11 protein-coding genes and 3 pseudogenes are annotated in these 14,039 nt (G+C 60.5%); 3 read left to right on the forward strand and 11 right to left on the reverse strand.

The genetic code is table 11. The features are described 5' to 3' along the window. Positions 1 to 21 precede the first annotated feature (21 nt). Positions 22 to 291, forward strand: a pseudogene (locus tag RHOOR92_RS19965) (DNA topoisomerase IB); the annotation flags it as partial. Between the two features lie 13 nt (positions 292 to 304). Here the strand turns inward: RHOOR92_RS19965 and RHOOR92_RS19970 are convergent. The 6 genes and pseudogenes from RHOOR92_RS19970 to RHOOR92_RS18675 form a co-directional block, all read right to left on the reverse strand. Further along, positions 305 to 643: a uracil-DNA glycosylase family protein gene (locus RHOOR92_RS19970; RefSeq protein ID WP_231378364.1), complete on the reverse strand. Its 339-nt coding sequence runs from the start codon at positions 641 to 643 to the stop codon at positions 305 to 307. 64 nt (positions 644 to 707) lie between these two features. After that, positions 708 to 818: pseudogene (locus tag RHOOR92_RS19975) on the reverse strand (uracil-DNA glycosylase family protein); the annotation flags it as partial. Positions 819 to 980: 162 nt separating this feature from the next. Further along, complete coding sequence (locus RHOOR92_RS19280) at positions 981 to 1,133, reverse strand: DUF3309 family protein (RefSeq protein WP_196802011.1); 153 nt, start codon at positions 1,131 to 1,133, stop codon at positions 981 to 983. Positions 1,134 to 1,431: 298 nt separating this feature from the next. Further along, on the reverse strand, positions 1,432 to 1,689 hold the full coding sequence (locus tag RHOOR92_RS19615) for a hypothetical protein (RefSeq protein WP_155950225.1): 258 nt from the start codon (positions 1,687 to 1,689) through the stop codon (positions 1,432 to 1,434). Between the two features lie 53 nt (positions 1,690 to 1,742). Beyond that, positions 1,743 to 2,207, reverse strand: a complete 465-nt coding sequence (locus RHOOR92_RS19285; protein WP_231378365.1) for a cyclin-dependent kinase inhibitor 3 family protein — start codon at positions 2,205 to 2,207, stop codon at positions 1,743 to 1,745. 144 nt (positions 2,208 to 2,351) lie between these two features. Beyond that, positions 2,352 to 3,242 (reverse strand): DNA-binding protein, encoded by an 891-nt coding sequence (locus RHOOR92_RS18675; protein WP_037115258.1) that lies wholly within the window; start codon positions 3,240 to 3,242, stop codon positions 2,352 to 2,354. A 105-nt stretch (positions 3,243 to 3,347) separates the two neighbouring features. Between RHOOR92_RS18675 and RHOOR92_RS0110285 the strand changes: the two genes are divergently transcribed. After that, positions 3,348 to 4,433: a site-specific integrase gene (locus RHOOR92_RS0110285; RefSeq protein WP_027490185.1), complete on the forward strand. Its 1,086-nt coding sequence runs from the start codon at positions 3,348 to 3,350 to the stop codon at positions 4,431 to 4,433. Positions 4,434 to 4,508: 75 nt separating this feature from the next. Here the strand turns inward: RHOOR92_RS0110285 and herA are convergent, their stop codons facing one another. The 4 genes from herA to RHOOR92_RS0110305 all read right to left on the reverse strand — a co-directional run bounded on the left by herA (position 4,509) and on the right by RHOOR92_RS0110305 (position 11,392). Continuing rightward, positions 4,509 to 6,278, reverse strand: a complete 1,770-nt coding sequence (herA, locus tag RHOOR92_RS0110290; RefSeq protein WP_027490186.1) for an anti-phage-associated helicase HerA — start codon at positions 6,276 to 6,278, stop codon at positions 4,509 to 4,511. Further along, entirely contained in the window at positions 6,275 to 7,510 is a 1,236-nt protein-coding gene (locus RHOOR92_RS0110295) for a DUF4297 family anti-phage-associated protein (protein ID WP_027490187.1), read from the reverse strand. The genes herA and RHOOR92_RS0110295 overlap by 4 nt, the downstream gene beginning before the upstream one ends. 124 nt (positions 7,511 to 7,634) lie before the next feature. After that, positions 7,635 to 10,271, reverse strand: a complete 2,637-nt coding sequence (locus tag RHOOR92_RS0110300) for an AAA family ATPase (protein WP_027490188.1) — start codon at positions 10,269 to 10,271, stop codon at positions 7,635 to 7,637. Continuing rightward, positions 10,268 to 11,392 (reverse strand): DNA repair exonuclease, encoded by a 1,125-nt coding sequence (locus tag RHOOR92_RS0110305; protein WP_027490189.1) that lies wholly within the window; start codon positions 11,390 to 11,392, stop codon positions 10,268 to 10,270. Before RHOOR92_RS0110305 ends, RHOOR92_RS0110300 begins: the two co-directional genes overlap by 4 nt. Positions 11,393 to 11,777: 385 nt before the next feature. On the opposite strand from RHOOR92_RS0110305, the pseudogene RHOOR92_RS18680 reads away from it, so the two are divergent. Then, positions 11,778 to 12,122, forward strand: a pseudogene (locus RHOOR92_RS18680) (transposase); the annotation flags it as partial. Positions 12,123 to 12,565: 443 nt separating this feature from the next. On the opposite strand, the gene RHOOR92_RS0110315 reads toward RHOOR92_RS18680, so the two are convergent. Further along, the gene (locus RHOOR92_RS0110315; protein WP_155950204.1) at positions 12,566 to 13,924 is read right to left on the reverse strand and encodes an IS701 family transposase; all 1,359 of its coding nucleotides are present in this window, start codon (positions 13,922 to 13,924) and stop codon (positions 12,566 to 12,568) included. Between the last annotated feature and the right edge of the window lie 115 nt (positions 13,925 to 14,039).

Below are 14,039 nucleotides of genomic sequence, written 5' to 3' on the forward strand. Positions count from 1 at the left end.
GCTTGCGCATACCCGGCGCGAATGGCCAGAACGACCGCGCGTGAAAACGTCCCGGATCCGCGCCGCGAGACGCGTGCGATGGGGCTGGTCCATGTCAGCGACGCGCAGCCTGGCCTGAGCCGACGGCGCCGCGGCAAGGGCTTCAGCTACCGCGATGCGGATGGCCGGCCGGTGACGGATCGCGATGAGCTGGCGCGCATCCGCGCGCTGGGGATACCGCCCGCGTATACCCGGGTGTGGATCTGCAGCAACCTGCGCGGGTACCTGCAGGCGACCGGCTACGACGCGCGCGGACCCTGCCGGTTCATCGCGCGGCTCCATCGGCATCGCTCAAGGCGGCGAGGACAGCGGCCACCTCGCGCAGGTCGGTCACCCGTTCGGCATAGGCTTCGCGGCGGCGCGGGCGCGCCTCGCGCGGTGTGCGCAGCACCGCGGAGGGATGCCAAGCGGCGAGCCCACGCGCCTGCGGGCCGAGTTCGCGCCATTGCCCTCGTTCGGCACGGATGCGGAAGGCCTTGCCGAACAGGGTCTGCGCCGCCATTGCGCCCAGTCCCACGACCAGACGCGGTTGCACCCGCGCCAGTTCCGCCGCCAGCCACTGGCGGCAGGCGGCCTGTTCCGTGGCGTTCGCGCGCTTGTGCAACCGCGCTTTTGCCGCGCGTCTCGTACTTGAAATGCTTGACCGTGTTGGTGAGATAGAGTGCGCGCCGGTCGAGCCCCGCCTCAGCCAGCGCCCGGTCAAGCAATTGGCCCGCCGGCCCGACGAACGGCTCGCCGGCCAGGTCTTCCTGCGCGCCGGGTTGCTCGCCGATCAGCATCGCTGCTGCATCGGCCGGACCCTGGCCGAACACGGTACGGGTGGCGTGGCGCCACAGCGGACAGTCCCGGTATTCTGCGGCCTTGCGGCGCAATGTCGCCAGGCTGCCTGCCGGCACGTGTTCGACCGGTTTCGCCAGCGTAATTACGGCCTGATCGAGTCCTCAAACCACGCCCAGCAACCACAGCACGAGGACGATGAGCAGGATGAGACCGATGCCTCCGGTTGGGCGATAGCCCCAAGAGCGGCTGTAGCCCCAGGTTGGCAACGCACCGATCAGCAGCAGGATGAGGACGATGACCAGCAGCAGTGAAATCGACATGTTCGTATTTCCTTTGCCTGTGGGGATGGGGAGCGGAACCAGCCGCGGACCAGGAAGTAGAAGTTTCTCTGCGGAGAACAGGGGGAGATGTGCCAGACCCGGCGACGGCGGGGCTTGCGTGCCCGCGCTGGCCCCTTGGTAATTTCGCATAATGTATATTATGTCAACTTTGTGCCGCTGGGCGCGACACGTTGGCTCTGCATGCGGGTCAGATAAGTGCACAAACCGGATGCTATTTGCGCTGAACCCAACGGATTGGTGCGGCAGACACTGACGTCTTTTGCACTTTGGATCAAACTGAAATAAGCAGTACCTTGAGCGTTTCATGACCCTTGGGTCGCGCCCGACACTCTTCTGGCTCTTTTTTCCTACCGGTGGCTTGGGCCTTTGCAGCATTGGGCGGGTGATACCTTTTGGCTTGCAGCGCCGATTCTCGTTTTAAGGCCGCCTGCAGGGCCTGCTGAGCCGCCAGCAGCGCTGCGGGAATACCATCCATCCTTGCCAGCTGTTGTTCCAAGGCTTTGGCGCGCGCCCCGTGTTCGGTGGCCAAGTGCTCGGCGGCATGGGCCGACGCCGCAGTCCTTTCCAGCCGTGCGGCGACAGTTACCCGACCCCGAAATGGCCTTGCTGAATGTTGTTCCAGTTCCGTAAGAAAGCTTCCTGCTCCACCGTTTCGACAGCTCCTGGTCGCACCTGCCGAACCTCAGTCATAGCCTGGGCTGCGTCTGATGCGGTTCCCGAGTCCAAGAGGAACAGACAGGCAACCGTTCCAGCTCGCCCGAGTCCCCCTTTGCAGTGCATGACGATACGTCGCCCAGTACGTAAGCCCTCGATCCACGTCGGTGCCAACGTCCGCCAACGCGTGAGAAATCGGTCGTCCGGAGCACAGCCATCCGTGATAGGGAGTCCATGCCACGTCAAACCGTGCGCTTTGGCGCGATCAGGCAATCCAGGGATCTCTAACTCTTCGAACTCATGAGGTTCGAGAAGCGTGATCAAATCGCTCGCTCCCCAACGACGGATAGCATCGAGGTCGATATCGAGGTCCCGCTCCCAGCGTCCGGTCATGGCCTTGGCTTGCCGCTTCCCTGGAGCGAAAGTCACGCCGATAGCTCCACCTTGATTTCCAACCGGGAGCGTCGCGATTCGCAATGGATGACTGAGACTGGTTCTGATGGTCACTGTAATGTCTCCCGAGCCGTTGCTCAGTCCCTATGTCTGCTTTGTTTTGCTTCGGGCGGGTCGTTTGACGCGACCAGGTCGTGCCGCCTTCCGCTTTGATACTGCATGCTCGCTCAGGGCTTTCTCCAATCCGGCGACTTGTCCGGCGTAGCGCGCCACTTCTTTTTCAGCTCCACGCAGCAGGTCTCTCAGGGCTACGATCTCTGTCCGGAGCGCCGTCTCAGCGTCTCGATGCGCACATTCTGCCGCATCAAGACGCTGCTGCCACCGTTTGCTTTCTTGCCGTAGACGGTCGACCTCTTGATGCGCACGATCTTCCAAATTGCGCAAATAGGCCTCTTGGCGAGCTCGTTCAGCGGCCGCGGCCTGCTGCTGCTCAACCGACTGGGCACGTAGGCCCTGAAGCTCAACAGCCAACTGATCGCACTGGCTCTGCAGGCGGTCCCGCTGCTGGATAAGGTCAGTTCGGAGCGCATGGCTGTCCTGAAGTTGCGCGTCCAGAGTATTGCAGGCGTGCTCGGCCAGATCTTTGGCTGCTAGGGCTTGGGCGCGGTCGTTCTCGGCCACTTCCAAGCGGACGGCCCAGGCGTCGCGCTCCGCGGCCAATGCGCCACGCGCCGCCTCCAACGCGGCTCGTTCCTCGGCATAGCGCCCAGCGATCGCGTGCCCGGCGTGTTCAGTAGCCAATTGCCACAGCGTCATCATCGCCTGCCCTAGGGGAGTCGGCACCTCAGGCAATGCACTGAGCTGACGCAGCCGTTCACCCAGTTGGCTGCGCCACGTATCCAGCATGCGGGTGACCGTGTTGGGTGACCCGGTACCGAGTTCGGCGCGGACTTTCTCCACGGTCGGGTTCTCGCCGGTGCCTAAGATGGTGTCGGCGGCGGCATTGACCTGCTCTTGGGTGATGCCTCTGGCCATCGCAGGTGTCTCCCTTGTCGGTGCCCTGCCCGCTAGTTGACGTACTGGTGATAAGTGATGATTATCGTGGGTAGACACCTTATTTCGTAGTATACATTACATATTATGAAAGATATTTCCACGATTCCGACCCTCGCCCAGCCCGCCTCCAGCCTCGCGCTCCCGGTCCAGCTGGCGCAGCAAGCCGCTGACGCCGTACGCGAACTGCTCGCGGAAGCGGCCGCCGCGAACACCACCCGCAGCTACGCCAGCGCCCTGCGCTACTGGGCCGGCTGGCATGCGGCGCGTTACGGCGTCGAGCTGACGTTGCCGGTGCCGGAAGCCACCGTGTTGCAGTTCGTGGTCGATCACGTGGTGCGTCGATCTACCGATGGCGAGTTGGCCTGGGAGCTTCCGCCGACCGTCGACCAGGCGTTGGTGGCCGCCGGCCTCAAGGCCAAGCTGGGCCCCTGGACGCTGGCGACGGTCCGCCATCGGGTCGCCGTGCTATCGACCGCGCACCGACTGAAACACATGTCCAATCCGTGCGAGCAGCCGGCGATCCGAACCGTGTTGAGTCGGGCCGCCCGCGCCGCGGTCAAGCGCGGTGAACGCCCGCGCAAGAAGACCGCGATCACGCTGATGGAACTCGAGGCCATGCTGGCCACCTGCGACGACAGCCTGGAAGGCCGACGCGATCGCGCCCTACTCTGCTTTGGCTTCGCCAGTGGTGGGCGGCGGCGCAGCGAGGTGGCGGCCGCCGACCTGCGGGATCTGCGCCGGATCGGACCCCAGGGTTTCATTTACCGCCTGGAGCACAGCAAGACCCAGCAAGCCGGTGTGACCGCGGCCTCCACGCCGGACAAGCCGGTGCTCGATCGGGCCGCCCAGGCGCTGGAGGCCTGGCTGGCGGCGGCCGGGATCACCGAGGGGGCGATTTTTCGGCGGCTATGGAAGCAGCGTGTCGGGCCCGCCCTGTCCCCGGCCGCGGTGAGCGAGATCGTGCAACGGCGCGCCAAGCTTGCTGGGCTGGAGGGGGATTTTGGTGGGCATAGTCTACGTTCGGGGTTCGTGACTGAGGCGAGTCGTCAGGGCGTACCGCTGCCGGCGATCATGGCGATGACGGAGCACCGCGCGGTGTCCAGTGTGATGGGGTATTTCCAAACAGGCGGGGCCGCAGACAACCCGGCTGCACGCCTTCTCGAAGACTAATAGCGCCCGAATAGCGGACGCCGACAGACGGGTGCTCTACAAGCCACCCGACGATGCGAAGGAGTCGAGCACACTTTACTCCTTGAGCCAAGTCTTCCTGATGCTTGTGAAGTCGAGCTTCTTCCACTCTTCCTTCCAGAGCTGGTAGTACGGAATATCGGTAGACGATGGGGCTGGGCTGCATGGCGCAAGTTTGACTAGTGAGGGCATGACCACCGCTTCACCGATAAGTAATGCCTCGCCTGCACCCAAGGTGGGCAACTTCTCGCATAGGTTGCCGAGCGTGTCGGGTAGCAGGCGCGATACGTAGCTTTGGTCGCTCGGGTTTGTCAGTCGCATGGCCAGGAAATTTGCACATTGAGAGAAGATGGTCTCGGAAATCTCGGATGGACGTTGGCTTGAAAGCAGTAGGGTGACGCCGTACTTCCGCCCCTCCTTAGCGATCCGCTCAATCGATAGCTTCGAGGCGCGGAATTTTGCGAGGTCGCTATTCGGAACGTATTTGTGCGCTTCTTCGTAGACCAGAAGGATTGGGGCATCGTTGTTGATTGACTCGCCAGCCGCGCTCCGCATCACCTTATAGTGATAGCCATATTCGAATAGGATTCGCGAGATCAACGAGACAGTGATGCTGAGCACCTCGAAGGGTACACCGCTTAGGTCGATCACAGTGATATTCGACTGCTTGGCGCCGTAGCCGATGAGACTCATGAGCGTACCCTCAAGAGTCGCTGTATCTGCTGCTTTGCCGAAGAGGAACTGAAGTCGATCTTGGGCGACCTTGGATTCGAAGCGCGTAAAGAACTTATCTAGTGACTTGTCTGCGTAACTGCCGTTGGTGATGCTCTGAGGCTTCGTCGGGTGGAATGTGAGTCGCTTCTCGAAATACATATCCAGCCGCTGATCTGCATTCAGTTCCAGGCCATGGGATGTATCCGTCTTACCTTCGGCAAGCAGCGAATATGAGCCGTCGGCAACCATGTACCGCGCCTCATTCTTCGAGTTCACGGTTTCGTTCTTGATGTTGTACAGCGCGTTCAGGACCTGGTGAATGTCGAACTTCAGTGGGCTATCGTAGAAGATGAACTTTGCCCCCGTGTTATGCCTCTTTTTATTCTCAGTGACCAACTGGCGGAATACAGCGGACTGGTTGTAGTTGTCGCGCTCCCCGGTATCTAGAAGTACCTCTTCGAGCTCCTCGCTGTTGAGCAGCCAATAGGGAAGTGTCAGGGTGCTCGCGTCCAGAAAATTCGCATTCGGGAATGCCGACTTATATTCAGAGTGGATATCGAAGATGACGACGTGCGAGTTATTGAGTGCGTATTCACCGTTCTTCGCCTCGATAGCGGACTGAACGATTTTTGTGATCGCGTGCGACTTACCTGCGCCCGTTGAGCCAACTACAGCAATGTGCTTGTTGAAGAATCTGTCACCATCCACCGGCACTTTGATCTTTGCGTTTGATACGAGCGAGCTAAAGACAAACCTCTTGGCGAGCTCGACGGATTCTTCAAAGATCTTCTTGATATCATCCTCAGTGGCCGGAGACACCCCTGTTGGTGGAATGGTGAGCGTGTCGCCGCCGCGGATAAATTTTCCATCGGTAATGATGCCAAGGGGCAGCGCCTCGATAATGTGGCGTCGCTCAGCCTTATCGGTGACTTCAATGCAGAAGTTCTCGATGATCGCTATCAGTGCGCAGTCCTCACTATCGGTTATCCGCAGATAAGAGCCCACCTTAAGGCTTCCTCCATCGGAAAACGCTGCTATGTCGCTCACCGAGATCTTCACCTTATCGGGAAAGACCGCAATTACCTCCGCCTTAATCTCACTTGGTTCGCTCACGCGTTCATAACCTCTTGAATGAAATAGGAACTGCCACACTTGATCGCGTGGTGCGCGTACCCCTTTGGAACAAACGCATCGTCCAGCGGCGCCGTCTTGTAGAGGTCGTAGATTTCAATAACTGAGCCAGTGATGGCCGCAATGATCGACGCCAACTGGTCCTCTGCGGGAATGAACTTGATCCGCCAGAGGTTTTCCCTTGTTGGATCAGCGGCGAGTAGAGTGGTCGAGAAATCCGCTCCTAGGAAGGGATAGCCGTCAAGAAATTTGACCCCCTGCTTCCAGAGGCTCCGTTTGAGCTCGAGCAACTCTGAGGGCGCGGCGCTGCGCAGCAAGACGTACGGGGAGAATCTGTCCTGCGGTGTGGTTCTTGCGAGTTCTTTGTGCGAGAAAAAGTCTCCCAGACTAACGAGCATTCTTTGCGCTTTGAGTGCGTCGTACTCGCCTTCTACATCGATCACAAAAATCCTTGAAGCCTTGGGCATTTTTGTGGCGTTGAACTTAAAGTACTTTCGACGAATCGATTTCGCATAATAGTCGGCGCCGAACTTTTGCTGCAGCCATGAGCTGAAGATAATTTCCTTGCGATCGACTTCCTTCAAAAACCGTTCCCTCGTGATTCTACGCTTTGCCTCTTCGGCCTCCACGGCCAAACTCTGGACAACGTTTATCGCACTGGGATAGTAGAAGACTTCAGCATCTGCGGCGCTGCAGCCTGGAATCTCAGAGATGAGCAGCCTGACGAGCTCCTTTTGTTGGTCCTCATAGGAAAGTGCATTGACGTCAATATCAAGCAAATCCCGAAAGGCCTCGAACTGCGGGGCGGTCATCTTCAGCTCTTCATGGACCTTGTGCTCCACCTTCTCCCGCGTATACGTCAAGAAGTTGTCCTTCAGGAACTCATCGGTGAGAGGTAGCACGAGCTTATGCTGTCCACTCTTGTAGTGCCCGTAGAGCCGGTATCTGTAGATCTGATTTGTTGGGCACCCCTGCGCATGGAAATGCCTGAGCATGTGAATCACCGCCTCTTTGATCACTGAGTGGTTGTATTCAGTTCCCTCGTAATATTTGCACTGTACAAATGCGCTGCCGCCATCATCGTCAAGGTCGATATCCTCAATTCCTTCGACCGTCACACTCGCATGTTTGGAGGCGCCGAGCAGGCGGACGATCGTCTGATCGAACTGGTAGAAGTAACCTTTGATAGTTGCAGTAGCGCTGCGATCAGTCACAGTCGGTCCTCAAAGTGCTTTGGCTCGGCATCGTGTCGGCGTAGCCCTAGGGCCCTTAGGGCCTCCCGAGTTTGAAAACCGCTATCCACGCCCACCCGTCAATCTGTCGCCCGTCGGAGTCTCTCTATACAAGGCTGCGCGCGGCGACACCCAGGTCCTGCCACGCCTGCGGATGGCAACTAAAAATCATAATTTGGTGACGGGCCGCCGCGTCATAGAGCAAGCGCTTCATTTGACCAAGACGCTCCTGGTCAGTGTTCACCAGCGCGTCGTCAAGGATGAGCAAGGTTGGTTTTCCAGCGGCCCGAAGCAAGTCGGCGTATGCGAGCCGCGCTACCACTCCCATTTGCTCCCTGGCCCCCATGCTCAGCTCTTCGAACTCCCCGCTTTCAGCACCGTAGGCGCCCACCCTCGAGATGGGCCCGGGCGACAAGTCCTCGCCCACTTCGATGTGCGCCCCTGGAAAGAGGATTTGCAGATAGTGGTTGAGGTGCTTTTGCAGTGGTGCCCGTAGGCGCCGCGCGAGTTCCGCGCGCTTTTCGTTGAGCAACTTTAACAGGCGGTCCAGCGCATTTGCCCGGCGGCCTAACTCAGTGCACCGCCTATCCACTTGCTCAAGCTCTCGCTGTTTCTCCGCGGCAGCTTCCTCCTGTCCAAGAGCCCCCTTTGCCTCAAGGTCTGCCTCAAGTCGAGTGATGTCCGTGGCGCGCTGTGCGTGAGAGGCTTCAATCTGCTTTGCACTTCGGTCCAACCTCTCGACATCCTGCTGCAGTACCTGCAGATTGATCATCTGCAGTTTCACGGCAAGCTCGGCGACCTTGCTTTGGGCCGTCGTCTGGTGCGCCAGCGCGTCAATCAAAGCCTGGCTCGCTTCCGCCTTCTTACCTGCCCGCCGCGGGTCGCTCAGCGTCGCCTGGACGGCCTCAAGCTCATCTTCCGCCGCCTTGACCTTTGCGTTCGCGTCGCTGACGGCGAGCTTCGCTTCGTTAAGGCCTGCGGAAGCATCAGTCAGGGCAGCTCGTGCGGCCTCCTCCTCTGACTCTGCTTGCGACACGGTGAGCACCGAAGCCTCGGCATCAACGGGGGCTGCTATTGCCATGAGCGCCTGTTTGGCTTCGGTAAGCTTGGAGGTTTGCGCTGCGACGTCCGTGATGAGCGCGGCAAGGCCCTTCGGGGCGTGGGCGGCAAGCACAGCCGCCGAGGCTTTAGCCTGTGCGGCACGCTGACCTTGCAGACGTTCCCGCTCGTCGGCGGCTGCCAGGCTCGCAACGCCGAGCATCTGCAGAATCGATACTTGCAGATCCCGCTGGCGGTCGCGATCGTTAGCAAGGCTCTCGAGGTCCTCACCGCCCGGCAGGACATTGATACGGCCTACGCCCTCGATCTCTATGCCAGTGCGGGCGACGACGGTCAGGCGCTTGGACCCCGTCACCTCCGCCCCAGCCATCCGAACCTTCGCACTTGGCAACAGCTCAAACTCCAGAGTCGTAGAGACAGCGTCCAGCCTCGCTTGTGCGGTGCGAAGCGCTTCAGAGCAGTCGCGCAGCCGCTTGAGCTCACCGGCAGGCATGGAAAGCGCCAGAGCATCGACCTGCAGTCGAGTCAGCTTGTCTTGCTCGATTTGAGCGTTGCTTTGGCTCTGCTCGAGCGCGGTGACATGCGCTGTGAGGTCTTCAATAGCCTTTGCCTGCGCGACGCGGGCGGCGGCCTGACGCGCTGAGCGCAAACATTCTCGCGCCTTGACGTCAGCCTGTACCGCAGCCGCTTGACGCGGCTCCCAGGCCTGAAGCCGACTTTGGGCTAGACGCAGCCCCTCTTGCGCGGCCTTTAGGTTCGTCTCGCGAAGTCCGAGAGCTTCCTCGTCTCGCTCCATAACTTGGAGCTGATCGCGTATGGCATTCACCTGCACCGTGACCTGCTTCAACAGGGCATCTTGCGCAGCCTTCTTTTCGGACAGCCCCTTGGCTTCATCCAATCGCGCCTGGGAAAACGCTAGCTGCTCTCGCAACGCCAGCCAAGGGCGCGCAGCGTCGTCGCAGTCGTGGTCCCGGCGCAACCCTGCAAGGCGGTCGACACCGGAACGGTAGACATCGATGTCCTTCCGCAAAACTTCCAGCTCGGTCTCGAGCACCGACCGACGGTTGAGAGCCTCCGAATAGATGCCGCGTGCGGCCCCAGTGGACGGCGTAAGGAGCTCGCTACGCTCAGCTTCAACAGCCTTGATGACGGCGTCTCCACTGGTGGCGGCAAGTTCACCGAGCGTGTCTCCGAGGGCATTTCGCAGATGGTCGCCAGCGAAGCGCACCGCTTCGGAAATTTCGTGCGACGCTCCCTGCTTGACCCACAGGAGCCCCGGGATACCCATGTGCTCCAGTGAACTGGCACCTTTGCCAGCAAAGCGGAACCCCAGGAGCCCGCCCAGATGGTCTTCAGCGGTGATTCCGTCCATTGACTTACCATCGATGGTCAGCTCGCAGCGCTTCTTGCCCAAAAACGCTTTGATGAGTCGGGCACGTTTGCCGCCGAGCTCGAATTCGATTTCGACAGTTGGCGTCGCCGAGCTATCGCCCCAAGGTCGCAGCGAGTCAACTGCGCTGGACCTGTGCCGCTCGAAGAATGCCGCGCGAATAGCCTCGGCCACCGTTGACTTGCCAGACTCATTAGGGGCCACGAACAGATTCAGGCCATCGACAAGGCCACTTATTTCCAGGGGCGCACGGAACCGCTTGAAGTTTTCGATTCGCAAACGCCTGAGCTTCATGTGACAACTCCCACACGAGGCCGTTGGGCATCAAGCACTCGCGCCAGCGCGAGAATCGCGTCTCGCGCAAGCTCCGGGTCGCTGCCGTTCTGCTCTGTTCGCAACTCCTGCAGCACTTCGCCAACAAACCCGTCAGCGTGCAGTGCCTGAATGTCTTCTTCAGTCGGCTCCAGCCTCAGTGCAGCACTGTCCCAGACCACGGCGCGCGCCTTGGCTCGCGCCGTGCCAAGCGTCTCTGTTAGTTTGCGATGTCCTGCCAAATTGCAGGTACCAGAGACACGAACCTGCACTACATCGTCGCCGCCTGCTGCGCTCAAGATTTCCATAAGCTCATAAACATCCGAGTCAATAGCCAACTGCGCTTCTAGCTGGCGCCAGATGAATTTGCCGGTTCTTATTGCTTCGACAACAGGCGCGGCTCCCTCCGCCTCGATAGAAACCAATAGCGCCTGGCCCGAGTCGTTGGCCTTGAAACGATCCGTCTCCGGAGTGCCGGCATACCATGTTCTCTCGTCGATGCGCTTGGTGCCATGCCAGTCGCCCAGAGCAAGATAGGCCAACCCAGCGTCTTGCGCCCTGCCAGCGGCAATCGGATTCGCTGAGTCAATATCGCCGGGAAGAATTCCTTTTACACACCCATGTGCGAGGCCGATCCGTGGCAGTCCATCGGCGCCAGGGACTGTGCCAAACCAATCGGTGAGATCGTTGTGGGTGTGGCGCTGAGTAAGCGGTGCGGGCAAAAGAGTGAACTTTCCCGCTACGACAACAGGCTTGGGCTCCAAGCAAAGGAGGACGTTGCTGGGAATGGCATTTATGCGACGGGCGCGAGTCCAGATCGACTCGGTCAACGCGGAATCATGGTTACCTGGCAGAAGCACCCACGTGCCAGCAAAGCCTTGCATTGCATTAAACAGCCTCCGGATAGTCTTATCAGAAACTGTCTGAGCATCAAAAACGTCGCCTGCGACCAAGACGGAATCAACTCCGCGCTCGGCGGCGATAGCAGCGAGCCGCTCCACGGCGACAAAGCGTGCCTCAAACAATGCGGCAGCATCGTCAGACTCGAATTGCGAAAAGACTCGACCGATCTGCCAGTCGGCCGTGTGCAGAATTGAAATCAAGATATCCCTCCCTCGATTCTTCTGTTCTTTAGGAACCTTGCCCGCGACAGCTAGCTAGCAGTCACGCCACCTGCCCCTCAGTGTAACGAATGAAAACCACGGTAGGGCGGTCAGCAAAGGCCTTGTTACCGAGAAGCATCAACGGATGTCGTACCTGCGGTGCACAAGTTCGACGGGATCCTTCAATTTGGACCTGATACTTTGGGTAATGGCTCAGTTGAGCTCCTCTCCAAAAGCCGGCTAGGAGCGCGCTTTCAGGTGACAAGTTCGGGTCAAAAACGGCCCTCCCCTACCCTTGATAACACAGGCTAATCGCCCTCCCCCTGTCCTCCAGCATCGGCAACTGTAGAGTGCGCGCTAGAAATCTCCGCGTTTTTTAGCTCGGGAACAGCTCAACTACAACCTGTTGTTCCGTTGGTCTGTCGGCTTGAACATCGATGATCCCGTGTGGGATCACTCGACGTTCTCGTTCAACCGCCAGCGGCTGTTCGATGAGGCGATTGCCCAGCACTTCTTCGAGCACACGGTGCTTCTGGCGCGCATGCGCGATCTGGTCAGCGATGAGTATTTTTCGGTGGACGGCTCGCTGCTGGAGGCTTGGGCCTCGCACAAGAGCTTCCGCCCGAAGGACGATCACGACGACGGCGACGGTGGCGACTTCCGCGGGCTGTCGCGCAGCAACGACACGCACGCCTCGACCACGGGTCCCGATGCCCGGTTGATTCGCAAGGGCACCGGCCCAATCAAGCCTCGCCACGCCATGCCGCGGCGAGGTCGAATACCTCGCCCGACCATGGATGGCGGACTACCCCTTGCCCGGATCCTTTCCGCCATTCGCGCCGGCGTGCGCGCCATTTCCACCTCCCGCCCCGTTGCCCGCAGCAGCACCACCTTTGCCATCAGCGGTTGCCGGGGTTCCATCGGCCGCCGCACCAGTCTTGGGAGCGACCGGCACCGGGTAGGTCCTTGGCTCGATCTTTCCCATGTATGTGAGGCATTTCGAGATCAGCTCGCCGCGAGCCATCTGCAGCTGAACGGCGAGCTGTCCGGGGGTTTGGGAAGCACCCTCCACCTTCAAATTCGCCAGTGCCGGGTCGCCGCGGATCCGCTGCAGGTTTTTCAGAGCCTCCTCTGCACCAGGCGACGTCAGAGTTGCCAGGCACGTATCTAATTCTACTGTGTCACTAAAGACGTTTGATGCTCGGATGCGCCATGCCGCAGCAAGGACATCGCGCCAACTGTCGTGCGATCAGGCGGGCGAGACGAAAGTGTACGGTCGCGATCGAGAGCGGTTGATGGCGCTGCATCGGCCCCAGCCCCACGCGGGCGGAAGCCTTCGGGTACGGCAGGCGCCTTGAATCGTGCACGGTTTTTTTTACTGCCACGCAAGCGCTCCAACGTCAGGAAGCCGTAGGCCGCGATACACAGGCTGGCGTGATGATGAAAGCCGCGCCAGTTGCGCCCCTCGTAGTGACCCAAGCCGAGTTCTTGCTTGAGTTCCAGGTAGTCCCGCTCGATGCGCCAACGGCCCTTGATGGTGCCGACAAGGGCCTTGAAGGTCGTCGCTTTCGGCAACGTCGACAACCAGTAGCGTAGCGGTTCGGCGTCGCCGCCAGGCCATTCGATGACCAGCCATTCGGGCGCGCGATCGCGGTCGTCGTGGGCGGCGACCACGCGTACGCGGGCGAAGCGGCCGGACAAGGGTTCGGCGGAGCCCTGCCGCCAGGTAATGGTGCGGTACGCCCGCGCCGGCAACGCCTGCGCCAGCGCACGCACACTGATCGGCCGGTGCGCCGCATCGCGGCATACCCGCACGCGGGGGCGTCCACCACCCGTCGCAGGCGGTGGTGGCGTGGCTGGTTGATGCTTGCCCCACCACACCGCCGTGAGCGGCCTGACGCCCAGCGCGTAGATCAGGTCTTGCGTGCTCAGCGCATCGCGAAGCGTGCTGTCATCGCCGTAGGCGGCATCGCCCAACACGACGCCTCGCGGCACGCCCGCCGCGACGGCGGCGCGGATCTGCGCCACCGCAATCTGGTTCTTGGTCAGAAAGCCGACTGATGCGGGCACCCCAACAGCGGCACATCGCTGCGGGTCGTCGGTCCATTCGGCCGGCAGGTATAGCTGATACGCCAACGGCAGGCTGTTGGAGTCCGTCGCCAGCGACAAGCTCACCGCCACCCGACAGTTGTCGGTCTTGCCGGTCTGCCCGCAGTACTGCCGGGCTACGCCCACCGAGTGCCTACCCTTCTTCGGAAAGCCGGTGTCATCAATGATCCAGAAGCACGGTGTGGTTCCGCCGTGCGTCAGCACGGGCAGCACCTGTTCGGCTACGGCGGCCAGCAAGGCATCGTCGTTCCATGCCGACGTCGACACCAGGTGATGCATCGACTGGTGGGTCGCCCGTACATCTTGCGGCCGCACCCGTGCCGCCATCGGCTCCACGCTCTTGCGGCCGCCAGGCAGCATCAAACCCTGCAGATACCAGCGCGTGGGCGCCACCCGATCCGCGTGCCCCATGGCGATGACCATCGCTTCGCCATACCGCTCAAAGCGGCCTTCCAGACCGATGCCCATGACCCACCTCCTCGCAGGTTGCTAGAAGATGCCGTGATCATGCCATATATTTATTGACACAGTAGAACTA

It is taken from the genome of Rhodanobacter sp. OR92, assembly GCF_000427545.1.
Lineage (GTDB): Bacteria > Pseudomonadota > Gammaproteobacteria > Xanthomonadales > Rhodanobacteraceae > Rhodanobacter > Rhodanobacter denitrificans.

What these genes read in the sequence shown, in the direction of transcription:
- RHOOR92_RS19285 (WP_231378365.1), bottom strand. Translation starts at nt 2,207, where the DNA reads ATGACCGGACGCTGGGAGCGGGACCTCGATATCGACCTCGATGCTATC.
- RHOOR92_RS18675 (WP_037115258.1), bottom strand. Translation starts at nt 3,242, where the DNA reads ATGGCCAGAGGCATCACCCAAGAGCAGGTCAATGCCGCCGCCGACACC.
- RHOOR92_RS0110285 (WP_027490185.1), top strand. Translation starts at nt 3,348, where the DNA reads ATGAAAGATATTTCCACGATTCCGACCCTCGCCCAGCCCGCCTCCAGC.
- RHOOR92_RS0110300 (WP_027490188.1), bottom strand. Translation starts at nt 10,271, where the DNA reads ATGAAGCTCAGGCGTTTGCGAATCGAAAACTTCAAGCGGTTCCGTGCG.
- RHOOR92_RS0110315 (WP_155950204.1), bottom strand. Translation starts at nt 13,924, where the DNA reads ATGGTCATCGCCATGGGGCACGCGGATCGGGTGGCGCCCACGCGCTGG.